26 protein-coding genes are annotated in these 22,518 nt (G+C 69.2%); 12 read left to right on the top strand and 14 right to left on the bottom strand.

Features of this window, described 5'->3' with window-relative positions; translation table 11 throughout:
- Positions 1 to 52: 52 nt before the first annotated feature.
- The 6 genes from ACSFA2_RS08675 to ACSFA2_RS08700 all read right to left on the bottom strand — a co-directional run bounded on the left by ACSFA2_RS08675 (position 53) and on the right by ACSFA2_RS08700 (position 4,857).
- Positions 53 to 946: a LysR family transcriptional regulator gene (locus ACSFA2_RS08675; RefSeq protein ID WP_435454900.1), complete on the bottom strand. Its 894-nt coding sequence runs from the start codon at positions 944 to 946 to the stop codon at positions 53 to 55.
- A gap of 43 nt (positions 947 to 989) precedes the next feature.
- Positions 990 to 1,790 (bottom strand): amino acid ABC transporter ATP-binding protein, encoded by an 801-nt coding sequence (locus ACSFA2_RS08680; RefSeq protein WP_435454901.1) that lies wholly within the window; start codon positions 1,788 to 1,790, stop codon positions 990 to 992.
- The gene (locus tag ACSFA2_RS08685) at positions 1,774 to 2,427 is read right to left on the bottom strand and encodes an amino acid ABC transporter permease (protein ID WP_435454902.1); all 654 of its coding nucleotides are present in this window, start codon (positions 2,425 to 2,427) and stop codon (positions 1,774 to 1,776) included. The genes ACSFA2_RS08680 and ACSFA2_RS08685 overlap by 17 nt, the downstream gene beginning before the upstream one ends.
- A gap of 18 nt (positions 2,428 to 2,445) precedes the next feature.
- Positions 2,446 to 3,102, bottom strand: a complete 657-nt coding sequence (locus ACSFA2_RS08690; protein ID WP_435454903.1) for an amino acid ABC transporter permease — start codon at positions 3,100 to 3,102, stop codon at positions 2,446 to 2,448.
- Between the two features lie 142 nt (positions 3,103 to 3,244).
- Entirely contained in the window at positions 3,245 to 4,051 is an 807-nt protein-coding gene (locus ACSFA2_RS08695) for a transporter substrate-binding domain-containing protein (RefSeq protein WP_435454904.1), read from the bottom strand.
- A complete protein-coding gene (locus tag ACSFA2_RS08700; protein ID WP_435454905.1) occupies positions 4,048 to 4,857 on the bottom strand; it encodes a GntR family transcriptional regulator in 810 nt (269 codons plus the stop codon). Before ACSFA2_RS08700 ends, ACSFA2_RS08695 begins: the two co-directional genes overlap by 4 nt.
- 208 nt (positions 4,858 to 5,065) lie before the next feature.
- Here ACSFA2_RS08700 and ACSFA2_RS08705 point away from each other — a divergent pair, with 208 nt between their 5' ends.
- The gene (locus ACSFA2_RS08705) at positions 5,066 to 6,853 is read left to right on the top strand and encodes a PAS-domain containing protein (protein ID WP_435454906.1); all 1,788 of its coding nucleotides are present in this window, start codon (positions 5,066 to 5,068) and stop codon (positions 6,851 to 6,853) included.
- Positions 6,854 to 6,857: 4 nt separating this feature from the next.
- Here ACSFA2_RS08705 and ACSFA2_RS08710 read toward each other — a convergent pair whose 3' ends face one another.
- A complete protein-coding gene (locus ACSFA2_RS08710; protein ID WP_435454907.1) occupies positions 6,858 to 7,298 on the bottom strand; it encodes an OsmC family peroxiredoxin in 441 nt (146 codons plus the stop codon).
- A gap of 204 nt (positions 7,299 to 7,502) precedes the next feature.
- On the opposite strand from ACSFA2_RS08710, the gene ACSFA2_RS08715 reads away from it, so the two are divergent.
- Positions 7,503 to 9,197, top strand: a complete 1,695-nt coding sequence (locus ACSFA2_RS08715) for a long-chain fatty acid--CoA ligase (protein ID WP_435454908.1) — start codon at positions 7,503 to 7,505, stop codon at positions 9,195 to 9,197.
- A 62-nt stretch (positions 9,198 to 9,259) separates the two neighbouring features.
- Positions 9,260 to 9,517, top strand: coding sequence for a hypothetical protein (locus ACSFA2_RS08720; RefSeq protein ID WP_435454909.1), 258 nt, complete (start codon positions 9,260 to 9,262; stop codon positions 9,515 to 9,517).
- Positions 9,518 to 9,520: 3 nt separating this feature from the next.
- Here ACSFA2_RS08720 and ACSFA2_RS08725 read toward each other — a convergent pair whose 3' ends face one another.
- Positions 9,521 to 10,432, bottom strand: a complete 912-nt coding sequence (locus ACSFA2_RS08725; protein ID WP_435454910.1) for a LysR family transcriptional regulator — start codon at positions 10,430 to 10,432, stop codon at positions 9,521 to 9,523.
- A 152-nt stretch (positions 10,433 to 10,584) separates the two neighbouring features.
- On the opposite strand from ACSFA2_RS08725, the gene ACSFA2_RS08730 reads away from it, so the two are divergent.
- Both ACSFA2_RS08730 and ACSFA2_RS08735 read left to right on the top strand, forming a co-directional pair.
- Positions 10,585 to 11,670: an alkene reductase gene (locus tag ACSFA2_RS08730; RefSeq protein ID WP_435454911.1), complete on the top strand. Its 1,086-nt coding sequence runs from the start codon at positions 10,585 to 10,587 to the stop codon at positions 11,668 to 11,670.
- A 34-nt stretch (positions 11,671 to 11,704) separates the two neighbouring features.
- Positions 11,705 to 12,718: an aldo/keto reductase gene (locus tag ACSFA2_RS08735; protein WP_435454912.1), complete on the top strand. Its 1,014-nt coding sequence runs from the start codon at positions 11,705 to 11,707 to the stop codon at positions 12,716 to 12,718.
- A 7-nt stretch (positions 12,719 to 12,725) separates the two neighbouring features.
- Here ACSFA2_RS08735 and ACSFA2_RS08740 read toward each other — a convergent pair whose 3' ends face one another.
- Both ACSFA2_RS08740 and ACSFA2_RS08745 read right to left on the bottom strand, forming a co-directional pair.
- Positions 12,726 to 13,700 (bottom strand): Bug family tripartite tricarboxylate transporter substrate binding protein, encoded by a 975-nt coding sequence (locus ACSFA2_RS08740; RefSeq protein WP_435454913.1) that lies wholly within the window; start codon positions 13,698 to 13,700, stop codon positions 12,726 to 12,728.
- Positions 13,701 to 13,786: 86 nt separating this feature from the next.
- On the bottom strand, positions 13,787 to 15,118 hold the full coding sequence (locus ACSFA2_RS08745) for an NAD(P)/FAD-dependent oxidoreductase (RefSeq protein ID WP_435454914.1): 1,332 nt from the start codon (positions 15,116 to 15,118) through the stop codon (positions 13,787 to 13,789).
- Between the two features lie 118 nt (positions 15,119 to 15,236).
- On the opposite strand from ACSFA2_RS08745, the gene egtB reads away from it, so the two are divergent.
- From egtB to ACSFA2_RS08770, 5 genes are all read left to right on the top strand, one after another.
- Positions 15,237 to 16,487, top strand: a complete 1,251-nt coding sequence (gene egtB, locus ACSFA2_RS08750; protein WP_435454915.1) for an ergothioneine biosynthesis protein EgtB — start codon at positions 15,237 to 15,239, stop codon at positions 16,485 to 16,487.
- Positions 16,488 to 17,480: an L-histidine N(alpha)-methyltransferase gene (egtD, locus tag ACSFA2_RS08755; protein ID WP_435454916.1), complete on the top strand. Its 993-nt coding sequence runs from the start codon at positions 16,488 to 16,490 to the stop codon at positions 17,478 to 17,480. It abuts the gene before it with no gap.
- A 96-nt stretch (positions 17,481 to 17,576) separates the two neighbouring features.
- Positions 17,577 to 17,858, top strand: a complete 282-nt coding sequence (locus tag ACSFA2_RS08760) for a DUF427 domain-containing protein (RefSeq protein ID WP_286648504.1) — start codon at positions 17,577 to 17,579, stop codon at positions 17,856 to 17,858.
- Positions 17,855 to 18,595 carry a 2OG-Fe dioxygenase family protein gene (locus ACSFA2_RS08765; protein ID WP_435454917.1) on the top strand — a complete coding sequence of 247 codons (741 nt, stop codon included), beginning with the start codon at positions 17,855 to 17,857 and terminating at the stop codon, positions 18,593 to 18,595. The genes ACSFA2_RS08760 and ACSFA2_RS08765 overlap by 4 nt, the downstream gene beginning before the upstream one ends.
- 109 nt (positions 18,596 to 18,704) lie before the next feature.
- Positions 18,705 to 19,145, top strand: coding sequence for a universal stress protein (locus tag ACSFA2_RS08770; RefSeq protein ID WP_286648502.1), 441 nt, complete (start codon positions 18,705 to 18,707; stop codon positions 19,143 to 19,145).
- On the opposite strand, the gene ACSFA2_RS08775 is transcribed toward ACSFA2_RS08770, so the two are convergent.
- Positions 19,146 to 19,832, bottom strand: coding sequence for an RluA family pseudouridine synthase (locus ACSFA2_RS08775; protein ID WP_435454918.1), 687 nt, complete (start codon positions 19,830 to 19,832; stop codon positions 19,146 to 19,148).
- Between the two features lie 21 nt (positions 19,833 to 19,853).
- Between ACSFA2_RS08775 and ACSFA2_RS08780 the strand changes: the two genes are divergently transcribed.
- Entirely contained in the window at positions 19,854 to 21,095 is a 1,242-nt protein-coding gene (locus ACSFA2_RS08780) for an MFS transporter (RefSeq protein ID WP_435454919.1), read from the top strand.
- On the opposite strand, the gene ACSFA2_RS08785 is transcribed toward ACSFA2_RS08780, so the two are convergent.
- Genes ACSFA2_RS08785 through ACSFA2_RS08795 form a run of 3 tightly spaced genes read right to left on the bottom strand, consistent with a single transcriptional unit; the run spans position 21,092 to position 21,818 of the window.
- On the bottom strand, positions 21,092 to 21,379 hold the full coding sequence (locus ACSFA2_RS08785) for a 2Fe-2S iron-sulfur cluster-binding protein (protein WP_435454920.1): 288 nt from the start codon (positions 21,377 to 21,379) through the stop codon (positions 21,092 to 21,094). The two genes, ACSFA2_RS08780 and ACSFA2_RS08785, sit on opposite strands and share 4 nt — an antisense overlap.
- A 5-nt stretch (positions 21,380 to 21,384) precedes the next feature.
- Positions 21,385 to 21,672, bottom strand: coding sequence for a VF530 family protein (locus ACSFA2_RS08790; RefSeq protein ID WP_435454921.1), 288 nt, complete (start codon positions 21,670 to 21,672; stop codon positions 21,385 to 21,387).
- Positions 21,669 to 21,818: a hypothetical protein gene (locus ACSFA2_RS08795; protein WP_435454922.1), complete on the bottom strand. Its 150-nt coding sequence runs from the start codon at positions 21,816 to 21,818 to the stop codon at positions 21,669 to 21,671. The genes ACSFA2_RS08790 and ACSFA2_RS08795 overlap by 4 nt, the downstream gene beginning before the upstream one ends.
- An 88-nt stretch (positions 21,819 to 21,906) precedes the next feature.
- Here ACSFA2_RS08795 and ACSFA2_RS08800 point away from each other — a divergent pair, with 88 nt between their 5' ends.
- Positions 21,907 to 22,425, top strand: a complete 519-nt coding sequence (locus ACSFA2_RS08800) for a GNAT family N-acetyltransferase (RefSeq protein WP_435454923.1) — start codon at positions 21,907 to 21,909, stop codon at positions 22,423 to 22,425.
- The last annotated feature ends 93 nt before the right edge of the window (positions 22,426 to 22,518 follow it).

Raw genomic sequence — 22,518 nt, forward strand, 5'->3', positions numbered from 1 at the left:
GCCGCCCGTCGTGGTGCCGTCCCAGCACGATCCAGTGCCGATTGGGGCCTGGTCAACGCGGTGTCATGGCCTGCCAGACGGCCTCGGCCAGTTCGCCCAGCCGGCGCTTGGGCCGGTACAGCCGCACCTCGAAGCGGATCTCCAGGCGCCGCCCGCCCACGGCGATCAGCCGGCCGGCCTTGCAATCGGCCTGCACCATCGACCAGGGCAGCCAGGCGACCCCCAGGCCGCGGAGCACGTATTCATAGAGCGCGTCGGCCGAATCGCATTCGATATGGCGCTTCAGGCGCGGCGCCTGTGCGTTGTTCACGAGCAGGTCTTCCACCATGCGGCCCATGGCCAGCGTGCGCGCATACGACAGGAAGGGCACGTCGCCGGGCAGGTCGAAGCCATGGAGCGCAACGCCGCGTGCATCGGTGCGGGACACCGGCACCAGCTTGTCGGAAGCGACCGTCGCATGCGCGAACTGCCGCCCGTCGAGCCGGAAGGTGAGCGCGGCGTGATGAAAGATCAACGAGAAGTCCACCTCGTTGTGTTCGAGCATGCGAACGATCTCGGCCAGCGCGCCGGTCAGCACCCGCACCTCGCCCTGCCGCAGCACGGGTTGCAGCCGCACCAGCGCGTCGGCCAGCACCGTGCGCGCCAGGGTGCGGCCGGTGGCCACCGTCACCGTGCGCGCCTGGCGGCCGGCAACGCTGCGCATTTCCTCGCGCGAGCCTTCGACACCCCGCACCACCTGCGTGGCGTTTTCCAGGAAGCTCTCGCCGGCGGGCGTCAGCGCCACCGGCGAACTGCCGCGCTCGACCAGTGCCGTTCCGGCCCACGACTCCAGCGCGCGGATGCGGCGGCCGAAGGCCGGGTGCGTGACATGGCGAAGTTCGGCCGCGCGCGTGAAGCTGCGGGTCTGCGCCAGCACGATGAAGTCTTCCATCCACTTGAGTTGCATGGCGTGGATTCTCCGGCCGGCAGCCGGAGGGCCGGAGCGGCGGTCAGTCGTGCAGCGACGACAGGAACTGCTTGAGCTCCGGCGTCTGGGGATTGCTGAACAACTCGGCCGGCGGCCCCATCTCGTGGACGCGGCCCTGGTGCATGAAGATCACGCGGTCGCCGACCTTGCGGGCGAAGCTCATCTCGTGGGTGACCATCAGGAGCGTCATGCCTTCGTCGGCCAGCGACTCGACCACGCGCAGCACCTCGCCCACCAGTTCGGGGTCGAGGGCGGAGGTGATCTCGTCGCACAGCAGCACGGCCGGTTCCATCGCCAGCGCGCGCGCAATGGCCACGCGCTGTTGCTGGCCGCCCGAGAGCTGGTCGGGCATGGCGTCGAATTTCTCGGCCAGACCGACGCGCGCGAGCAGCTTGCGCGCCTGTGCCGCGGCCTCGACCTGGCCGCGCTTCTTCACCAGCGTGGGCGCGAGCATCACGTTCTTGCCCACCGTGAGGTGCGGGAAGAGGTTGAAGCCCTGGAAGATCATGCCCACGCGCTGGCGCAGCTCGCGCATGGCCATCGCGCTCTCGTGCAGCAGCGGCTTGTTGTCCACCGAGAGCGAGCCCTCCTGGAACACCTCCAGCCCGTTGATGCAGCGCAAGAGCGTGCTTTTGCCCGAACCGCTCTTGCCGATGATGGCGATCACCTCGCCACGCTTGACGGTCAGGTCGATGCCCTTGAGCACCTCGTTGGTCCCGTAGGACTTGCGCAGCGCCGTGATCTGCACGATGGGTGCACCGGCGACGACATGGGCACCGCCGATGGCGGGTGTGGAAGTTGACGGATCAAGCACGGCGGACATGGGTCTTCCTCTCGAGATGTTTGGCGAAGAGACTGATGGGGAAACACAGTGCGAAGTACATCAGCGCGACGCAACTGAAGACCACGAAGGGCTGGAAGGTGGCGTTGGAGATCATGCTGCCGGCCTTGGTGAGCTCCACGAAGCCGATCACCGACGCCAGCGCCGTGCCCTTGACCACCTGCACCAGGAAGCCGACGGTGGGCGCGGTCGCGATCTTCACCGCCTGCGGCAGGATCACGTGGCGCATCTGCTCGCCGAAGGTCATGGCCAGGCTGCCCGACGCTTCCCACTGGCCCTTGGGGATCGAGGCGACGCAGCCGCGCCAGATCTCGGTGAGAAAGGCGCTGGTGTAGAGCGTGAGCGCCACAGTCGCAGCGGTCCAGGCCGACACTTCGATGCCCATCAGCGCGATGCCGAAGTAGGCAAGGAAGAGCTGCATCAGCAGCGGCGTGCCTTGGAACAGCTGGACGTAGGTGCCGATCGCACGGTCGAGCCACTTGCCCGCGCGCAGCCGCAGGAAGAGCAGCAGCCCGCCGACCAGCCCGCCGCCGACGAAGGCGATCAGCGAGAGCACCACGGTCCAGCGCAGGGCCATCAGCAGGTTGCGCAGGATGTCCCAGAGAGAGAAGTCGTTCATGGCGTGGGTCCCTGGGGCTTAGCGCCCGAAGAAGAGCCGGGGGCCGGCCCAGTTGAGCAGGCGGCGCAGGCCGACCGACAGCGCCAGGTAGATCAGCGTGGCGATGATGAAGGCCTCGAACGCGCGGAAGTTGCGGCTCTGGATCAGGTTGGCCGCGTAGCTCAGGTCTTCCACCGAGATCTGGCTGCACACCGCCGAGCCGAGCATCACGATGATGATCTGGCTCACCATGGCGGGCCAGACCTTCTTGAGCGCGGGCGGCAGCACCACGCGCAGGAACACCTGCATGCGGTTGAGCGCCAGGCTCACCGCGGCCTCGATCTGCCCCTTGGGCGTGGCCTCGATGCCGGCGCGGATGATCTCGGTGGCGTAGGCGCCGAGGTTGGCCACCATCGCGATGATCGAGGCCGTCTCGGGTGTGAGCTTGACGCCCGCGGCCGGCAGCCCGAAGAAGATGAAGAAGAGCTGGACGATGAAGGGCGTGTTGCGGATCAGCTCCACGTAGGTGCCCACCACCCAGCGCAGCCAGGCCGGCCCGCTGGAGCGGGCCCAGGCGCAGGCCACGCCCAGCACCATGCCGATGAGCGTGGCGATGGCCGTCAGGCCCACGGTCCATGCGATGCCCTTGGCGAGCAGCCGCCAGTCGACCAGAACGGCGCCGAAGTCGAATTCCATGTGAGTTCTCCGATCACGAAGTGCGGTCCAGCCACGCTGGCATTCATTCCAGGAACACCGTGGAACCGGCTTCGCCGGGCCACTGGTGTTGCCCCCTCGAGGGGGAGGCGGCTACACGAAGTGAGCCGCTTCGGGGGGAGCCTCAGACCGGAAGGTCGCCGGCTGCTTTACCCAGCCACTTCATCGACATCTTGTCGAGCGTGCCGTCCTTCTTGGCGGCGGCGATGATCTCGTTGACCTTGGCCTTCAGCGCCGTCTCGTTCTTGGAGATGCCCACGAAGCACGGGCTGTCCTTGAGCAGCAGCTTGTACTCGGCGCTGACCTTCGGGTTCTTGGCGAGCATGTCGGCCGCCACCGCGGCGCTGGTCGCGACGGTCTGCGTCTGGCCGGCCACGAAGGCGGCGATGGTCGCGTTGTTGTCCTCGAAGCGGCGGTAGTCGACGTTCGGCGGCGCCACCTTGTTCAGTTCCTGGTCTTCCATCGCGCCGCGCGTCACGGCCACGGTCTTGCCGGCCATGTCGGCGAAGCTGGTGAGCTTCAGGCTCTTGGCGGCGTACACGGCCTGGAAGAAGGGGGCGTAGGCGGACGAGAAATCGATGACCTTCTCGCGCTCGGCGTTCTTGCCCAGCGTGGAGATCACGAGATCGGCCTTCCTGGTCTGCAGGTAGGGAATGCGGTTGGCGCTGGTGACCGGCACCAGTTCGACCTTCACGCCGAGCTTGGCGGCGATGAGCTGTGCCATCTCGATGTCGAGGCCGACCGGCGTCATCGTCTTGTCGACCGAGCCGTAGGGCGGGTAGTCGGTGGGCACGGCGACCTTGAGGGTCTTGGACTTCAGGATGTTGTCCAGCGCCGCCTGGGCGTGCGCGCCGCTGGCGGCGAACAGGGCAGAAGAGGCCAGCGCCAGCAGGGCGAACTGGCGCTTGGAGAGGGTGAGAACGCACTTCATAACAAGGCTCCTAGGTAAGTCGATGAATCGTCGGAAGGGGTGGCGGGCTTGGCGGGCGTCTTGCGGGCCGCCTTGGCTTTCGCAGCCTTGCTTGTATGCAAGACCTGTGCCTTAGGCTTGTCGCCCGAGGGCGCGCCCTGAAGCGGGGCCAGTGCATCGCGCAGGTGCGCGAGCGGGTCGTTCTGGGTCTGCTGGCGCAGGGCGGAATGCACCGTTCCGATGTGTTCGGCCATCAGTGCTTCGGCCGTCGCGGCGTCGCCGCGGGCCAGTGCTTCGACGATGCGCACATGGTCGTCGCACGATTGCGCGGCGTCGTGCGTCGACTGGTAGAGCATGGCGATCAACGTGGTGCGCGCGGTGAAGTCGCGCAGCGTGTCGGCCAGCAGGTTGTTGCCCAGGCACTCGGCCAGGCAGACGTGGAAGTCGCCCAGCAGAAAGCTCCGCGCGCCCACGTCGCTGTCCTTGATGGCGGCCTTCTCGCGCTGCAGATGCAGCTTCAGGCGGCGCAGTGCCACCTTGTCGACGCTGCCGGCGCTGCGGATCAGGCCGACCTCGATCACGCGGCGGGCCTCGAAAGCCTCACGCGCTTCGTCTTCCGACGGCTCGATGACGAACCAGCCGCGGCGGGCCGAGACGGTGACGATGCCGCGCGCGGCCAGGCGGGTCAGGGCCTCGCGCACGATGGTGCGGCTGCAGTCGAACAGCATGGCGAGCTGCTGTTCGCCCAGGCGCGAGCCGGGCGCCAGTTTGCGCGCCATCACCGCTTCGACGATGCGTGCACTGATTTCGGATGCGGAGATGGACATGCCTGAAGCAGGAGCAGTTTCCGTGCCTGCTGGTATGCAAGATGTGCGCACCAAGCCGGTGAGCAACTTCACGGTGCGCCGGCCTCGTTTGTGTGCGCTTGTCGCACCGCACCAGGGAGGCGTAGCGAACGGGCGTGTGGGGCGTGCCGCTGTGGCGGGGCCGTTCGCAGGCAGAATCCACGCACTACAACAGAGCCCCCGACTCCGCATGCAGCAGCGCGATGGCCTCCCGACGAGCGTCGATCTCCAGCCGGCCCCCTTCCAGGCGGCCGCCGCCGCGTTGGATCTGTTGCGGCCTCTGGCCGAGGCGCTCGACGGCCTGGGCATCGCTTGCTGCCTGTTCGACACGGCCGATGCCACGCTGCTGTGGAACCGCAGCTTCCTCCAGTTCTTTCCCGAGCACGCGGGGGCGATTCGCGTCGGTGAGCATTACTCCGAGAACCTGCGCCGCTTCTATGGCAAGCGGCTCGACGACCGCGAGAGGCCGGCCATCGAGCGCTACGTCGCGGAGGGCGTCGCGCGTCATCAGGCCCAGCAGCAGCCCTTTGTCTTCAACCACGACGGGCGCCAGTTGCGGGTGGCTTCCCTGCCGCTGCCAGGCATCGGGCGCATCCGCCTGTGGCGTGACGAGTCCAACGGCGGCCACCTTGTGGCGGCGAGCGCTTTCTCGGAACTGGCCGACCTCGACAGTGCCGCACTGTTCGACCATGTGGCCGACGGTTTCATGGTCACGGAGCCCGACCAGAGCATCGCCTGGGTCAACGAGCCCTTCGTTCGTCTCTATGGCCTGTCGGACAGGCAGGCCGCGCGGGGCTTGAGTTTCGAGGTGGTCTATCGCCTGGCCTGGTCGGATGCCTCGCCGGAGGAGCACCCCCAGTTCGAGCAAGGCCTGCTCGTGCTCGAGGAGAACATGCGCTTTGCCGGCGCACCCTTCGAGGTGCCGCTGCCGCAGGCACGTTGGTGCCGCGTCGTGATCCAGCGCGGCCCCAACGGACGCAGCGTCGTCGCGCACGTGGACATCACCGTGCTCAAGCGCCAGCAGCAGCAACTGCTGGCCGCCGAGCGCCGCGCGCGCGAAAGCGAAGGGCTGCTGCGCCAGAAGTCGGCGCTGCTCGAGGCGACGCTGGAGCGGATGGAGCAGGGCATCATGATGGTCAACGCGGAGCGCGTGGTCGAGGTGTGCAACCGCCGCGCGATGCAGTTGCTCGACCTGCCGGAAGACCTGATGGCGTCGCGGCCGTCCTTCCAGGCGGTGCTCGACTTCCAGATCGCCCGGGGCGAGTTCTCCCACACGCCCTCGGACGTGCTGGATTTCATCCGGGCCGGCGGCATCCTCGAGACGTCGCAGCGCTACGAGCGGCCACGGCCCGATGGGCGCGTGATCGAGATCTTCAGCGTGCCGATCGAAGGCGGCGGCGTGGTCCGCACCTACACCGACATCAGCGACCGTCGCCGCAGCGAGGCCCGCATCCGGCACCTGGCGCGCCACGACAGCCTCACCTCGCTGGTGAACCGCGAGGTGTTTCTGGAGAGCCTGACGGAGGCCGTGCACGCAGGGCGCCTGGGCGCGGCACCCTTTGCGGTCCACTACATCGACATCGACAACTTCAAGCCGATCAACGACCGGTTCGGCCACGCCGTGGGTGACAAGGTGCTGGCGATGGTGGCCGACCGCATGCGGCAGAGCGCCGAGAACGGCGAGGTCCTGGCCCGCCTGGGAGGCGACGAGTTCGCGGTGCTGCAGTACTGCGTCCACGAAGCGCCGGCGGCGCGGGACCTGGCCGAGCGCCTGCTGACAGCGCTTGCGGTGCCGATGGAGGTCGAGGGCCATGCGCTGAGCCTTCGCGCATCGATCGGCATCGCGATGTTCCCCGAGGCGGGCGATGAGGCCGAACTGCTCATGCGGCACGCCGACAGCGCGATGTACGCCGCCAAGGCGAACGACGCGGCCAGCGTGCAGCTGTATGCGCGCGGCGCGCCGGTGGTCCGAGGCTGAGGACTCAGGTCTTCAGCGTCGCCTTCAGGGTGACTTCCGGCACGCTGGCCAGCGCCTTCGACAGGGGGCACCCGGCCTTGGCGGCGGCGGCGATGGCCTGGAACTTCGCCTCGTCGATGCCGGGAATGCTGGCGTCGAGTTCCAGCACGATGCGGTCGATCTTGAAGCCCGCGCCGTCCTTGGCCAGCCGCACGGCGGCGCGCGTGTCGATGGCCGTGGCGGCCAGGCCTTCAGCCTCCAGCGCGAAGGCGAAGGCCATGGTCAGGCAGGCGGCATGGGCCGCGCCCACGATCTCCTCCGGGTTGGTGCCGGTGCGGTCGTCGCCGAAGCGGCTCGCGAAGCCGTAAGGATAGTCCTTGAGCGCACCGGTCTCGGTGCTGATCTTGCCCTGGCCGGTCTTGCCGGCGCCTTCCCAGTGAACGCTTGCCTTTTTGTCTGCTGCCATGAGGAACTCCTTGGGTGTGATCCCGTGAAAAGGCCTTTCTTTTAGGGCGAAGCGGCCGCTCGGTCTGTCGGCCTGGGGCGCGAATCGGCTCCCCCGTTGGAGGCGGGGCTTGCGCTGCGTCGCCTGCGCGACGGCTTCGGGGCTTCCCCCATGAGCTTCCCCCTCCGCGCGTCGTACCCTTGGCGGCTCTCGTCTGGAGACTCCATGGACCGTCCGCATCACAAGTTCTGGCCCAAGCGCCTGCCCCATGCCATCACCGTGCCGGCGACCTCGCTGTGGCACAACCTCGCCACCACCGCCGCGCGCTATCCGGACAAGGCCGCGCTGGTCTTCTTCGGCACGGTCGTGAGCTACCGGGAGCTGGTGGCGCGCGCGGAACGCCTGGCGGGCACGCTGCATGCGCTGGGCGTGCAGCGCGGCGACCGGGTGGTGCTCGACATGCAGAACTGCCCGCAGCTGGTCATCGCCCATTTCGCGATCCTCCGTGCCAACGCTGTGGTCGTGCCGGTCAACCCGATGAATCGGGCCGAGGAGCTCAAGCACTACATCGTCGACCCCGACGCCAAGGTCGCCCTCACGACCGGCGACCTCGCGCCCGAGCTCGCCAAGGCCAGCGACGCGCTCGAGCCGGCGCAGCGGCTGTCGCACCTGATCGTCACGCAGTTCACCGATGCCTTCGACGCGGACGTGACCGGCGACGAATCGCCCGCGCCAGCCTGGCGCGACTGGCTGCTCACGCGCCACCCGTTGCCCACCCTGGCGGGCGGCAGCGTCATGCACTGGCAGGACGCGCTGGATGCGGGCCATGCGCCGCCCGACCACGTCGTGGGCGCCGACGACATGGCGCTGCTGCCCTACACCAGCGGCACCACCGGTCTGCCCAAGGGTTGCATCCATCACCATTCGAGCCTGATGCACAACGCGGTCGCGGGCCAGCTGTGGGGAGCGGTCTCGCAGGAGGCGGTGGTGCTGGCCGTGGTGCCGATGTTCCACATCACCGGCGTGGTGAGCATGATGCACACCTCGATCTATTCGGGCGCGACCATGGTCATCATGCCGCGCTGGGACCGCGAAGTGGCGGGGCGCCTGATCTCGCTGCGCAAGGTCACGAGCTGGACCAACATCCCGACGATGGTGATCGATCTGATGGGCAGCCCCAACTTCGCCAGCTTCGACCTCAGTAGCCTGACCTACATCGGTGGCGGCGGCGCGGCGATGCCGCAGGCGGTGGCGCAGCGCCTGTTCGAGCAATATGGCCTGCGCTACCAGGAAGGCTACGGCCTGACCGAAACCGCCGCGCCTTCGCATGCCCAGCCCTTCGACCACCCGAAGCAGCAGTGCCTGGGCATCCCCTACATGAGCAGCGATTCGCGCGTGGTCGACCCGGACACGCTCAAGGAACTGGCGGTGGGCGAATCCGGCGAGATCATCACCTGTGGCCCCGAGGTCTTCCAGGGCTACTGGAAGCGACCGGACGCCACGGCCGCGGCCTTCGTCGACTTCGACGGCAAGCGCTACTTCCGCACCGGCGACATGGGCCGGGTCGACGAGGACGGTTACTTCTTCATGACCGACCGGCTCAAGCGGATGATCAATGCCAGCGGCTTCAAGGTCTGGCCGGCCGAGGTCGAATTGCTGATGTTCAAGAACCCGGCGATCCAGGAAGCCTGCGTCATCGGCACCAAGGACGCGTACCGCGGCGAGTCGGTCAAGGCCGTGGTGGTGTTGCGGCCGACGCACCAGGACACGACCGAGCAGCAGATCATCGACTGGTGCCGCGAGAACATGGCGGTCTACAAGATCCCGCGCCAGGTGCAGTTCGTCGACGCACTGCCCAAGAGCGGCGCGGGCAAGGTGATGTGGCGGCTGCTGCAGGAGAAGGAAACGAGCGCGGCCTGAACGCGCCGCCCCGGCGGCGGGGCCGTTGTGCGCTGCGCCAGCCTGCGGAAGAATCGCCCGGCATGATGAAACTCAAGCACAAGACCCTGCGCACCAGGACCGCGCCCGCCGCCGCGACGGGTGCGCAGGCCATCGGCACCATGGCCCTCGGATCGCTCGGCATGGCGGCCCTGGCGGTCGGTGCCGTGGCCATCGGCGCCCTGGCCATCGGCCGACTCTCCATCGGCAGGGCCCGCATCCGGCGGCTGGAGATCGACGAACTCGTCGTGCGGCGGGTCCGGATCGTCGAGTCGAGCTCCGAGCCCGCCGCGGACGCCTAGACCCTAGGGCGCGGCGGCCGACACCTGCTGCGCCACCTCCGCGATCAGGGTGCGCAGCCAGCGGTGCGCCGGGTCGTGGCGATACCGCACGTGCCAGCCCATTTCCACGGGGAAGGTACCGAGGTCGACCGGCGCCGGCAGCACCTTCAGGCGCGGATCGCCGGCGAGGCGGCGGCAGATCAGGTTGGGCAGCGTGGCGCAGTAGTCCGTCACCGCGACCATTTCCGCGACGGCCAGGAAATGCGTCACCGACACCGCCACCTCCCGCCGCAGCCCCTGGCTTTCCAGCGCCTGGAACAGGCCCACGCGCAGGCGACCGGGCGGCAGCATGTTCACATGCCTGAGCTGCTCGTACTGCCGGCGCGAGATCTTCTCGCCGATCGTCGGATGGTCGGCCCGCACGATGCATGAGAGGCCGTCGTCCATCAGGTGCTGGACGATCAGGTTGTCCGGCGGATCGACGATGCGGCCGACCACCAGTGCCGTCGATCCGGACATCACGCCGGTTTCGACCACGTCCGAGCCATAGGGCGTGAGCCGAAGGCCGATGCCCGGCGCCTGTTCGCGCAGGCGCGCCACCAGGGCGGGCATGAGGACGAATTCGACATAGCTGTTGGGCGCCAGGGTGAGCCGCTGCGTCGCCTTCGCCGGGTCGAAGGCCTGCTGCCCGAGGATCAGGTCGTCCAGGCTCGCCAGCGCCGCGGCGATCGTCGGCGCCAGCTCCTGGGCCTTCTGCGTCGGCTGCATGCCGTAGCGCTCGCGGATGAAGAGCGGGTCCTGCAGCATCGTGCGCAGGCGCGTCAGCGCATTCGACAGCGCGGGCTGCGTGATGCCCAGCCGGGTGGCGGCCCGGGTCACGTTGCGCTCCTCCATCAGCGCCAGGAAAACGGGGAGCAGGTTCAGGTCGTAGCGCATCCAGTCATATTGCTGGATGCATATCTGAAATTCAACAAATAAATTTGATGAATGGATGCCGGGCGCCCAAACTCAGCCTCACCCCAGCAAGCCGTCGGGGGTCCGACGGCCTCCCGCTCCCCCTGCATCGCATCGAACGAAAGGAAATCGCCATGTCTACCGAAGCTCTCTTCTCGCCCACCCGACTGGGTGCCATCGACGTCAGGAACCGCATCGCCATGGCGCCGCTCACCCGGTCGCGCGCCGGCATGGACGGCGTGCAGTCGCCGCTGGCGATCGAGTACTACCGGCAGCGCGCATCGGCCGGCCTGATCATCGCGGAGGCGACCAACATCTCGCGCCAGGCGCGCGGCTACGCCTACACGCCCGGCATCCACACCGACGCCCAGGTGACGGCCTGGAAACAGGTCACCGATGCCGTGCACGACGCTGGCGGCCGGATCGTGCTGCAGCTGTGGCACGTCGGGCGCATGTCGCACGTCAGCCTGCAGGAGAACGGCGCCGCACCGGTCGCGCCTTCGGCGCTGCGTGCCGCCGGCAACGTGTTCACCGAGCAGGGCTTCGAGCCGCCGTCGATGCCGCGTGCGCTCGAAACCGCCGAGATCGCGGGCATCGTCGAGGACTACCGCCAGGCCGCCGTCAGGGCCCGGGACGCAGGCTTCGACGGCGTCGAGGTGCATGCCGCCAACGGCTACCTGCTAGAGCAATTCCTGCGCGACAGCACCAACCGTCGCGACGACCGGTACGGCGGCTCCATCGAGAACCGCGCCCGGCTGACGCTGGAGGTGGTCGAGGCGGTCGCCGGCGTGTGGGGCGCCGGCCGCGTGGGCGTGCGCCTCTCGCCGCTGTCCACCGCGATCGGCGACACGCCGCTGGACAGCACGCCGATGCAGACGCATGCCTACCTGGCCCGCCGGCTCGGCGAGATGGAGCTGGCCTACCTGCATGTGGTCGAGGGGCAGCTCCATGGCAACAACGGCGGCGGCGGCGACTTCGACGGCGACGCGCTGCGTACGGCCTTCGGCGGCGCCTACCTCGCGAACAACGGCTACGACCGCCGGAAGGCCCTCGACGCGACAGCCTCGGGCCGGGCTGACATGATCGCTTTCGGCAAGCCCTTCATCGGCAACCCGGACCTGGTCGAGCGCCTGCGCACCGATGCCCCGCTGTTCGACGCGCCCGCGTCGTCCTACTTCGGCGGCGGCGCGCAAGGCTATACCGAGTTCGCCCGCGCCTGACCGACCTTTCCACCCTCGACACAAGGAGCCCACCATGGCACTCAAGGATCTTCTCCCCGGCAAGCTGGGCTTCGGCACGGCGCCGCTGGGCAACATGTTCCGCGACATCCCCGAGGCCGAAGCCCGGGCGACCGTCGATGCCGCGTGGAACGACGGCATCCGCTACTTCGACAACGCGCCTTTCTACGGCGCCGGGCTGGCGGAGATCCGCATGGGCGAGGCGCTGGCCGATCGACCGCGCGACGACTACGTCATCAGCACCAAGGTCGGCCGCCTGATCCTCGACGAGGTGGAGGACGTGAGTGCACGCGACCTGGGCGAGAAGGACGAGGTCTTCAAGCACGGGCGCGCCAACAAGATCGTCAACGACTATTCGGCGGACGCGACGCTGCGATCGATCGAGGACAGTCTGAAGCGCCTGAAGACGGATCGCATCGAGATCGTCTGGGTCCATGACGTCGCCCAGGATTTCTACGGCGACGAATGGCTCAGCGCGTTCGAGAGCGCACGCAAGGGGGCGTTCAAGACGCTCGACCGGCTGCGCGACGAGGGCGTGATCAAGGCCTGGGGCCTGGGCGTCAACCGGGTGGAGCCCATCGAGCTGCTGCTGGCGCTGGACGCACCGCGCCCCGACGGTTTCCTGCTCGCCGGCCGCTACACCTTGCTCGACCACGAGCGCGCGCTGCAACGCGTGATGCCGCAGGTGGTGGAACGCGGGCTGGGCATCGTCGTGGGGGGCCCGTACAGCTCGGGCGCGCTGGTCGGCGGCCCGAACTTCGAATACGCGCCGGCCACGCCGGCCATCCTGGACAAGGTCGCGCGCATCAAGGCGATCGCCGATCGCCATGGCGTCAGCATGAAGGCGGCCGGCCTGCAGTTTTCGCTCGCCAATCCGGCCGTGGCAGCCGTCATTCCGGGGGCCAGCCAGCCGAGCCGCATCGCGGAAGACCGGTCGGCGCTGAACGAGGTGGTGCCGATCGATTTCTGGCGTGAGCTTCGGGCGGCAGGGCTGGTCCACCCGGACGCGCCGCTGCCCGGCAACGCCTGACGCGCGCTCAACTGGCGACGATGCCGGCGCTGCGCACCACCTCGCCGAGCCGGCGCGTCTCGTCGGCGATGAAGGCGCCGAAGTCCTTGCCGTTCAACGGGCGCGGGATGCAGCCGCTGTCGGCGATGCGGGCCGACACGGCGGGGTCGCCGATGGCCGCGAGCGCCTGCTTCTCGAGCAGCGCCTTGCGCGCGGCCGGCACGTTGGCCGGCACCAGCAGGCCGAACCAGCCGACAGTGACGAGGTCGACGCCGGCCTCGCGCAGCGTCGGCACGTTGGCGAAGGCCGCCACGCGCACGTCGCTGGTCACGGCCAGCGCCTTCACCTTGTTGCCGCGCACCAGGCCGGCGGCGGCGGAGATGGTCTGGAACATCACGTCGACGCGGCCGGCCATCAGGTCGGCGTTGGCGGTGCCGGTTTCCTTGTAGGGCACGTGCACCATGTCGAGCCGGGTCGTGTTGCTGAACTGCGCGCCGGCCAGGTGCAGCGAGGTGCCGTTGCCGATCGATGCGAAGTTGACCTGGCCCGGCCGCTTGCGCGCGTAGGCGATGAATTCGTCGACGGTATTCGCGGGCGAGTCGGCCGGCACGATCATCAGGTTGGGCACCGTGGCGATCAGCGCGACGGGCTCGAAGTCGCGCTCCGGCTCGAAGGGCAGCGTGCGAAAGAGAAAGCGGTTGACCGCGAAGGGCACGCCGGTCAGCAGCAGCGTGTAGCCCTCGCGGTCGCCTTGTGCCGCAACCTGCGTGCCGATGTTGCCGCCGGCGCCCGCGCGGTTTTCGACGAGCACCTGCTGCCCCAGCGACTGTGACAACCGTTCGCCGACCGTGCGACCCAGGAAATCGGCGGCACCGGCCGGCGGGAAGGGCACCACCATGCGCAGCGGCCGCGAGGGATAGGCATCCTGCGCGTGCAGCAGGGTCGGCACGGCCAGGGTGGCGGCGCCAGCGGCGAGGAACGAGCGGCGGGTCGAGGCGTGCATCAAGCGTCCTGCGGAGGCGTCAGTGGAGAAGGCCACCGTTCCGCAAGATCTGCGCCACACGCGTCAGCGCGTGGTCAGGTGCACGGCTACGACTCGCCCTTGCCCGCACCGTCCACGTCGGCCACCACGCGCGCATAGCGCCGGAAGCTCCAGTAGGCGCTGGCCCAGTCCATCAGCACGACCAGCCGGTTGCGAAAGCCGATGAGGAAGTAGACGTGCGCGAACAGCCAGAACAGCCACGCGAGCTTGCCGCTGAAGCGCAGCGGGCCGAAGGGCGTGCCCAGGTCGACCACTGCGGAGTTGCGGCCGATGGTCGCGAGATTGCCGTAGTCGGCATAGCGGAACGCCTGGGTCGGTGTGCCGGCGATGCGGTGCAGCACGTTGCTCGCCGCGGTGCGGCCCATCTGCTTGGCGCCGGGCGAGACGCCGGGCACGGGCTTCGGTTCCTGGCCCGGGGCGTGGCTCATGGCGGCGGCGAGGTCGCCCACCACGCTGATCTCCGGATGGCCGGCCAGGCTCAGGTCGGGTTCGACGCGCACGCGTCCGGCGCGGTCGGTTTCGGCGCCGGTGGCCGCGGCCAGCAGCTTGCCGAGGGGCGAGGCCGCCACGCCGGCGGCCCACACCACGCAATGGCTGGCGATGCGCTCGTTGCCGGCCGCGGTCGCGATGTCCAGCCCGGTCGCGTCGATGGCCGTCACTTTGGCACCAAGACGCACTTTGACGCCGAGCCGTTCGAGCTGCTCCTTCGCCTTCTGGCTCAGCCCCTCGGGCATGGCCTGCAGCACCCGTGGGCCGCCCTCGATCAGCAGCACCTCGGCGCTGGCCGGGTCGATGTGGCGGAACTCGCCTTCGAGCGTGTGGCGGGCGATCTCGGCCAGCGTGCCGGCCATCTCGACGCCGGTCGGCCCGCCGCCGATCACGGCGAAGGTCAGAAATGCGCGGCGGCGGGCCGGGTCGGGTTCCTTCTCGGCTGCTTCATACGACATCAGCACGTGCCGGCGGATCGCGAAGGCGTCGGCCAGCGTCTTGAGGCCCGGCGCATGGGCGGCCCAGGCGTCGTTGCCGAAATAGCTGTGGGTGGCGCCGGCCGCGACGATCAGGTGGTCGTAGCCGATGCGCAGGCCGTCGCGCAGCAGCACGGCACGTTCGGCCGGAAGGATGTCGGTCACCTCGCCCATCAGGGTGGTGATGTTGTGCTCCCCGCGGAAGAGCAGGCGCGTGGGCGCGGCGATCGACGGCGCCGCCAGGCCGGCGGTCGCGACCTGGTAGAGCAGCGGCTGGAACAGGTGGTGGTTGGTCTTTTCGATCACCGTCACGTCGACGTCTGCACGTTGTAATCGACGGGCGGCTTCGAGGCCGCCAAAACCACAGCCCACGATGAGGACATGGGGGCGGCGGGCGGGATCGGAAATGGGCATTCGCGCATTATGGTCAGCCGCCCGGCCGGTTGCGACGGGGGAACCGTCCGCGGGCTTGTCCTACGGACGCGGACCCGGCCCATCGACTACAACCACCGCTGCCAAATCTGGAGACCCCATGACGCTTTCCCGGCCGAACCCGCAGGCGCCTCACGCCTTGCGCGACGCCTTCCGGACCGTGCGCAGCGCCAGCCGCGAACTGGCCGCCCCGCTGTCGCCAGAAGACCAGTGCATCCAGTCGATGCCCGATGCCAGCCCGACCAAATGGCACCTGGCCCACACCACCTGGTTCTTCGAGACGGTGCTGTTGCAGCCGCATGCCGACGGCTACCGCGCCTTCGACCCGCGCTTCCAGTACCTGTTCAATTCCTATTACGAGGCGCTGGGCCCGCGCCATCCGCGGCCGCAGCGCGGGCTGCTCACGCGCCCGGCCATCGACGAAGTGCACGCCTATCGGGCACACGTGGATGCCGGGGTCGAGCGCCTGCTCGAGACGGTCGATGACGCGGCCTGGGCGATCATCGAACCCATCCTCACGCTGGGCCTGCATCATGAGCAGCAGCACCAGGAATTGCTGCTCACCGACATCCTGCATGCCTTCTCGTGCAACCCGCTGCTGCCGGCGTACCGTCCGACCGCCAACCCGGCCCTGCGCCTGGCCACGGTGCCACCGGCCATGCAGTGGCGCGCGCAGCCGGGCGGCCACGTGGAAGTCGGGCACGGCGGCGCCGGCTTCGCCTTCGACAACGAGACGCCGCGCCATCGTGCGTTGCTGCGTCCCTATGCCATCGCCGATCGCTTGGTGAGTTGCGGCGACTATGCGCAGTTCATCGCCGACGGCGGCTACCAGCGGCCCGAGCTGTGGCTGTCCGACGGCTGGGCCGCGGTGCAGTCGCAGGGCTGGCGGGCGCCGGCCTACTGGCTGGCGTCGGACGATCCGCGGCTTGCGTTCCAGGGCGGTGCCGCGGCGGGCTGGCAGGTCTTCGGCCTGCATGGCGTGCGGCCGATGGCGCCCGAGGCGCCGGTGTCGCAACTGAGCTTCTACGAAGCGGCGGCGTACGCCGAATGGGTCGGTGCACGCCTGCCGACCGAGTTCGAGTGGGAGGCCGCCTGCGCCGACGAGGGCATGACCGAGATGACCGGCCACGTGTGGCAATGGACGCGCTCCTCCTACGACCCGTACCCCGGCTTCCGCCCGCTGCCCGGCGTGGCCGCCGAGTACAACGGCAAGTTCATGGTCGGGCAGCTGGTGCTGCGCGGCGGCAGCGTCGCTACGCCGGACGGCCACACGCGGCCGAGCTACCGCAACTTCTTCCCGCCGGCCGCACGCTGGCAGTTTTCGGGGCTGCGGCTCGCGAAGGATCTCTGAATGCGCAATCCCGCTTCTCTCCCTGTCGGCCTTCAGCGCGACGACACGCGCACCGCGCCCGCGCTCAGCGAGTTCGGCCGCGAACTGCACGCCGGCCTGTCGCGCCGCGCGAAGAGCATCTCGCCCAAGTTCTTCTACGACGTGGAAGGCTCGGCGCTGTTCGACCGCATCTGCGACCTGCCCGAGTACTACCCGACGCGCACCGAGCTGCACATCCTCACCGAGCGCGCCGGCGACATCGCCGCGCAGATCGGGCCGAACGCCGAGATCATCGAGTTCGGGGCCGGCTCGCTCACCAAGGTGCGGCTGCTGCTCGACGCGCTCGAGACGCCGCGGCGCTACGTGCCCATCGACATTTCCGGCGAGCACCTGGGTGCCGCGGCCGAGCGGCTGCGTGCCGACTACCCGCAGCTCACGGTGCAGCCGGTCGCGGCCGACTACACGATGCCGCTGGTGCTGCCGGCGCCGGGCGAGGGCGCGGGCCGCCGGGTCGGCTTCTTTCCCGGCTCGACGCTCGGCAACTTCACGCCCGACGAGGCACTCGCCTTCCTGCAGCTGTCGGCCCGGCTGCTGCGCGGTGGCGGGCTGCTGCTCGGCGTCGACCTGGTGAAGGACCCGGCCGTGCTGCACGCCGCCTACAACGACGCGCAGGGCGTGACGGCCGCCTTCAACCTCAACCTGCTGCGCCGCGCCAATGCCGAGCTGCAGGCCGACTTCGACCTCGACGGCTTCTCGCACGCCGCCTTCTACAACGCGCCGCTGCAGCGCATCGAGATGCACCTGGTGAGCCGACGCGCGCAGAGCGTGACGCTCGACGGCCGGCGCTTCGACTTCGCCGAAGGCGAGACGATCCACACCGAGTACTCGCACAAGTTCACCGTCGACGGCCTGCGCGCGCTGGCCGAGAAGGCCGGCTTTGCGCCGACGGCCGTGTGGACCGACCCTGCGCGCCTGTTCAGCGTGCACTGGCTTCAGGCGCCGGCGGCACAATAGGGGCCTGCCGCCGCGCGAGGCGCCGGCGGCACCCTTGTAGCACCCTTGAGAAACGCCGACGCGCACCGCGCCGGCCTGGGCATCCGGAGATCTCCCATGAAAGCAACCTGGAACGGCGTCACCATCGCCGAGAGCGACGACACCGTGGTCGTCGAAGGCAACCACTACTTCCCGATGGATTCGCTCAAGCGCGAGCACGTCACCTTTAGCAACCACAAGACCACCTGCCCCTGGAAGGGCTCGGCCAGCTACTACTCGCTGCTGGTCAACGGCGAACTCAACGCCGACGCCGCCTGGTACTACGCCGACCCCAAGCCCGAAGCCGAAGAGGTGAAAGACCGCGTCGCCTTCTGGAAGGGCGTGAAGGTCGAGGCGTGAGCGCCGTTTTTGCGCCTTCGTTCGACCCACCTTCGCGACTCGTCGACGCCCTGCGCCTGCAGGGCTACGCCGTGCTCAGCCCCGAAGGTGTGGCCGAATGGCTCGGTGTGCCGCTCGACGCGCTGGAGGCCCTGCGCGCCGACTGGGACGGTCTCCCGCCCGACGAGTATCTCAAGGACGGCGGCCGCTACCGCCAGCGCCGGCATTCCTGCTTCACGGTCGATGGCGACGCGCTGGCCCCCGTGCCGCATCGCGCGCACTGGCAGCCGGTCGAATACAACGCCCTGCATGGCGGCATGCAGCGCTGGTTCGCGCCGATGGAGCAGGCGACCCTCGCCAACGCGGCCTGGCAGCGCCTGCTGGTGCGCATCGCCGATGCGGCCACGGGCCTGCGCGGCACGCAGCGCTGGTTCGTCGAAGCGCACCAGTTCCGCATCGACACCACGCACGGCATCGGCCGGCCGACGCCCGAGGGCGCGCACCGCGACGGCGTCGATCTGGTGGCGGTGATGCTGGTCGGGCGCCAGGGCATCAAGGGTGGCGAGACGCGCGTGTTCGAGGCCGACGGCCGCCGCGGCGAGCGCTTCACGCTGACCGAGCCCTGGACGCTGATGCTGGTCGACGACGCCCGGGTGATCCACGAGTCGACGCCGATCCAGCCGCTGGTCGAGGGGCAGAGCGGCCACCGCGATACGCTGGTCGTCACCTGCCGGGCCGGCGGCTTCCAGGGCGACTGAACGGGCCGCGCGGGGGCGCCCCCCCGCGTTCTACAACCGGTAACAGGCGGCCGGGTTAAATTGCAGCCCCGGCTCCAGCGCGAGCCCCGTGAACGCAGCGAGGACATCCATGTTCAATCACATCCTGGTGCCGATCGACGGTTCCGAAACGTCGATGTATGCGGTCAGCAAGGCCAGCGGGCTCGCGCTCGCCTTCGGCAGCCGCATCACGCTGATTCATGTGATCGACAACTACCCCTTCATCGGCGTCGGCGCGGACTACGCGCTAGGGCAGAACGAATACCTGGCCGCGGCCACCTCGAGTGCCAATGCCGCGCTCGCCCGCGGCGTGGCGGCACTCGCCGCGGAAGGCTTGCACAGCGACCAGCGTGTGATCGATGGCCACGTGGTGCACGAAGGCATCGTCGACACCGCGGTGGCGCTCGGCGTCGACCTGATCGTGATGGGCTCGCACGGCCGTGCCGGCATCGAGAAGCTGCTGCTCGGCAGCGTGACGCAGCGCGTGCTGCAGGACGCCACCATGCCGGTGATGGTGGTCAAGGGACTCTGATCACGCGGCTCGGGCGTCGTCCCCGAAGCCCGGCGCGCCGAAGCCCGGCGGGCTCTCGAAGCGCACCGCCTCGCCGGTGACCGGGTGGCGCAACTGCAGCACGCTGGCGTGCAACATCAGCCGCGGCGCCCGCCGCTGGTTGTCTTCGTCGCCATACAACGCATCGCCCAGGATCGTGTGGCCGATCGATGCGAGGTGCACGCGCAGCTGGTGCGAGCGCCCGGTGCGCGGCTCCAGCAGCAGCCGGCTGGCACCCAGTGAGCGCAGCGGTTCCAGCACCCGCCATCGCGTGAGGCTCGGCTTGCCGGCCGGGTCGACCTTCTGCAGCGGTCGGCGCGGCCAGTCGGCCATCAGCGGGGCGTCGATCACCGACCAGTGCAGGCTTTCGTCGAGCACGCCGTCGACCACCGCCTCGTAGCGCTTCCACACCTGCTGCGCGGCGAAGGCGTCGCCCAGCGCCCGCTGCACCTCGGGGCTGCGCGCCATCAGCACCAGGCCGCTGGTGGCCATGTCGAGCCGATGGACCACCAGCGCGTCGGGCCAGCGCGCCGCGGCACGCGCGCTCAGGCAGTCCTGCTTGTCCTCGCCGCGGCCCGGCACGCACAGCAGGCCGGCGGGTTTGTCGAGCACCAGCAGGTGGGCGTCCTGGTGGACGACGGTCAGGGCGGGCGCGAGCAGCGTGTTCATGGCTCGGCTATTCTCGACCGGATGTCCGCCGTTCCCGAAGCCTCGCCCACCGCCCCGAATTTTTCCGACCTGACGCGCGAGCGTCCCTTCATGCAGCTGTGGGTCGCACGGCTCTTCGGCACCGCCGCCAGCCAGATGCTGCTGGTGGCCATCGGCTGGCACATGTACGACCTGACCGGCAGCGCCTGGGACCTGGGCCTGGTCGGGCTGTACCAATTCGTGCCGGCGCTGGTGCTGGCGCTGTACGCGGGCCACGTGGTCGACCGGCACCACCGCGGGCGCATCGTCGCGGCCTGTTTCGCGGTGCAGGGCGTGGTCGGGCTGGCGCTGCTGACGGCACATGAACTGCACCACGACTCGCGCGCGCTGTTGCTGGGCCTGTCGGTGGTCCTGGGTGCCGTGCGGGCCTTCCAGATGCCGGCGCAGCAGTCGCTCACGCCGATGCTGGTGCCGCCGCTGATGCTGCCGCGCGCGATGGCCTTCAGCTCGGCCGGCATGCAGGGCGCCATCATCGGCGGCCCGGCGCTGGGCGGCCTGCTGTTCGCGGCCGGCACCGGCGTGGTCTACGGTGCGAGCGTGGCGCTGTTCGTGGTGGGCGGCGTGCTGGTGGCACGCCTGCGCTACCTGCAGCCGGCGCGGGTGCGCGAGCCGGTCACGCTGGCCACGGTGTTCGCGGGCGTGAACTTCATCTGGCGCCGCAAGCCGGTGCTCGGTGCCATCTCGCTCGACCTCTTCGCGGTGCTGCTCGGCGGCGCCGTGGCGCTGCTGCCGATCTACGCCAAGGACATCCTGCACACCGGCGCCTGGGGCATGGGGCTGCTGCGCAGCGCGCCGGCCGTGGGGGCGCTGCTCACGTCGATCTGGCTCACGCGCCAGCCGATCGAGCGGCATGTGGGCCGCACGCTGCTCATCGCGGTGGCCGCCTTCGGGCTGTGCATGGTGGTGTTCGGCGTCTCGCGCAGCTTCACGGTGTCGCTCATCGCGCTGGCGATTTCGGGCGGTGCGGACATGGTGAACGTGGTGATCCGGCAGACGCTGGTGCAGCTCGAGACGCCCGATGAGATGCGCGGCCGCGTGAGCGCGGTCAGCTCGATCTTCATCGGTGCGAGCAACCAACTGGGCGAGTTCGAATCGGGCGCCACCGCGGCGTTGCTGGGGCCGGTAGGCTCGGTGGTGCTGGGCGGTGTCGGCACCATGGCCGTGGCACTTGCTTGGTTCAAGCTCTTCCCGTCGCTGGCGCGACGCGATCGGATCGTCGGTTAGTCCTCGAAGACCGAGAAAGCCGCTGGCACGTCGAGCACGACGTCCGACAGCGGCTCCGCCACGCAGGGCAGGATCCAGCCTTCGGCCTTTTCCTCGGCACTGAGGCCGGGCCAGTCGATGGTGTGGTGCACCTGGCCCGTGCGCAGCCGGCAGAGGCAGGTGCGGCAGGTGCCGTTGCGGCAGGAACTGGGCAGTTCGATGCCGGCGGCGTCGGCGGCGCGCAGCAGCGTCTGGCCGGGGGCGGTGTCGAACTCGAAACCGCGGGGGTCGACGCGCACCCGCATCGGGCTCAACGCGGCGCCGCGCCCTGCGACTGGCGACGCTGGTCGCGCAGCATGAAGAGGTAGAGGCTCTCGACCTTCTCGCGCGCCCAGGGCGTCTTGCGCAGGAACTTCAGGCTCGAGCCCACGCTCGGGTCCTGCCCGAAGCAGCGCAGCGGAATGCGCTCGTTCAGGCCGGCCCAGCCGTATTCCGCCTCCAGCGCTCGCACGATGGCCTCGAGCGTCAGGCCGTGCAGCGGATTGCGCGGCTGGGGGGCTGGCGTCGGCGGGGTGGGCGGAGCGGCGTCGGTCGTCACTTGTTCTTGAGCTTGCCGCGCGGAATCACGGCGGTGGTCATGGTGCGGATCGGCTCGTCGGGGGTCGAAGACGGAACCTTCGGTGGCGAGGTGTCCTTCTTGGGCTTCTTCGTCTCTTTGTTGGCGCGCTGCTGACCTTTGGCCATGGTGGACTCTCCGAGGATGAATGATGAATGTGGCGGCGAGTTTAGCGGGCGGCGACAATACGCGGTTCCATCGAAGAACTCCGAATTCATGTCCCACTACGAAGTCCGTCCCGCCACGATGCGCGACGCCAAAGCCATCGCCGAAATCCACGCCGCCGCGGCCCGCGCGGCCTATGCGGAGATCCTGCCCGAGGACCAGCTCCTGGCCCTGGCGCCGGCCACCCGTGAAGCCAAGTGGCGCGAAGCCATCGAATTCAGCGAGCCGCAGGTGCAGGTGGCCGAACTCGACGGCGACGTCGTCGGCTTCGTCGGCTACGACCGCTCTCGCGACCCCAAGACGCCCTCGACCACCGGCGAGATCTGGGCCATCTACCTCAAGCCCGAGCACTGGGACAAGGGCGCCGGCGTGGCCCTCTGGGATGCCGCACGCGACGGCCTCGAGGAAGAGGGCTGCACCACCGTCACCATCTGGGTGCCGCTGCGCAACGAACGCGCCATGCGCTTCCACGAACTGGCCGGCTTCAAGCGCGAGATGAAGACTGCCAAGACCACTGCCATCGGCACCGTGAAGATCGAAGAGATTCGCCTCAAGCGCAGCGTGAGCTGAACGTTTTTTGCCTGCGCTGCTCGCCGCGGCGTAGGACGGTTGCGGGATTCCCCTGACCCGGGGCTGACCAGCGGCTAAGCTGCGCGGCTTCAT

It is taken from the genome of Variovorax cryoconiti, assembly GCF_051216395.1.
In the GTDB taxonomy this organism is placed as follows: domain Bacteria; phylum Pseudomonadota; class Gammaproteobacteria; order Burkholderiales; family Burkholderiaceae_C; genus Variovorax.

Bases quoted from the DNA above. Each gene is read 5' to 3' on its own strand.
- ACSFA2_RS08785 (WP_435454920.1), bottom strand. From the start codon at position 21,379: ATGCGGGTGCGCGTCGACCCCCGCGGTTTCGAGTTCGACACCGCCCCC.
- ACSFA2_RS08720 (WP_435454909.1), top strand. From the start codon at position 9,260: ATGATGAAACTCAAGCACAAGACCCTGCGCACCAGGACCGCGCCCGCC.
- ACSFA2_RS08710 (WP_435454907.1), bottom strand. From the start codon at position 7,298: ATGGCAGCAGACAAAAAGGCAAGCGTTCACTGGGAAGGCGCCGGCAAG.
- ACSFA2_RS08760 (WP_286648504.1), top strand. From the start codon at position 17,577: ATGAAAGCAACCTGGAACGGCGTCACCATCGCCGAGAGCGACGACACC.
- egtD (WP_435454916.1), top strand. From the start codon at position 16,488: ATGCGCAATCCCGCTTCTCTCCCTGTCGGCCTTCAGCGCGACGACACG.
- ACSFA2_RS08740 (WP_435454913.1), bottom strand. From the start codon at position 13,700: ATGCACGCCTCGACCCGCCGCTCGTTCCTCGCCGCTGGCGCCGCCACC.
- ACSFA2_RS08705 (WP_435454906.1), top strand. From the start codon at position 5,066: ATGCAGCAGCGCGATGGCCTCCCGACGAGCGTCGATCTCCAGCCGGCC.
- ACSFA2_RS08780 (WP_435454919.1), top strand. From the start codon at position 19,854: ATGTCCGCCGTTCCCGAAGCCTCGCCCACCGCCCCGAATTTTTCCGAC.
- ACSFA2_RS08690 (WP_435454903.1), bottom strand. From the start codon at position 3,102: ATGGAATTCGACTTCGGCGCCGTTCTGGTCGACTGGCGGCTGCTCGCC.
- ACSFA2_RS08700 (WP_435454905.1), bottom strand. From the start codon at position 4,857: ATGTCCATCTCCGCATCCGAAATCAGTGCACGCATCGTCGAAGCGGTG.
- egtB (WP_435454915.1), top strand. From the start codon at position 15,237: ATGACGCTTTCCCGGCCGAACCCGCAGGCGCCTCACGCCTTGCGCGAC.
- ACSFA2_RS08745 (WP_435454914.1), bottom strand. From the start codon at position 15,118: ATGCCCATTTCCGATCCCGCCCGCCGCCCCCATGTCCTCATCGTGGGC.
- ACSFA2_RS08775 (WP_435454918.1), bottom strand. From the start codon at position 19,832: ATGAACACGCTGCTCGCGCCCGCCCTGACCGTCGTCCACCAGGACGCC.
- ACSFA2_RS08695 (WP_435454904.1), bottom strand. From the start codon at position 4,051: ATGAAGTGCGTTCTCACCCTCTCCAAGCGCCAGTTCGCCCTGCTGGCG.
- ACSFA2_RS08725 (WP_435454910.1), bottom strand. From the start codon at position 10,432: ATGCGCTACGACCTGAACCTGCTCCCCGTTTTCCTGGCGCTGATGGAG.
- ACSFA2_RS08800 (WP_435454923.1), top strand. From the start codon at position 21,907: ATGTCCCACTACGAAGTCCGTCCCGCCACGATGCGCGACGCCAAAGCC.
- ACSFA2_RS08730 (WP_435454911.1), top strand. From the start codon at position 10,585: ATGTCTACCGAAGCTCTCTTCTCGCCCACCCGACTGGGTGCCATCGAC.
- ACSFA2_RS08685 (WP_435454902.1), bottom strand. From the start codon at position 2,427: ATGAACGACTTCTCTCTCTGGGACATCCTGCGCAACCTGCTGATGGCC.
- ACSFA2_RS08675 (WP_435454900.1), bottom strand. From the start codon at position 946: ATGCAACTCAAGTGGATGGAAGACTTCATCGTGCTGGCGCAGACCCGC.
- ACSFA2_RS08715 (WP_435454908.1), top strand. From the start codon at position 7,503: ATGGACCGTCCGCATCACAAGTTCTGGCCCAAGCGCCTGCCCCATGCC.
- ACSFA2_RS08770 (WP_286648502.1), top strand. From the start codon at position 18,705: ATGTTCAATCACATCCTGGTGCCGATCGACGGTTCCGAAACGTCGATG.
- ACSFA2_RS08795 (WP_435454922.1), bottom strand. From the start codon at position 21,818: ATGGCCAAAGGTCAGCAGCGCGCCAACAAAGAGACGAAGAAGCCCAAG.
- ACSFA2_RS08735 (WP_435454912.1), top strand. From the start codon at position 11,705: ATGGCACTCAAGGATCTTCTCCCCGGCAAGCTGGGCTTCGGCACGGCG.
- ACSFA2_RS08680 (WP_435454901.1), bottom strand. From the start codon at position 1,790: ATGTCCGCCGTGCTTGATCCGTCAACTTCCACACCCGCCATCGGCGGT.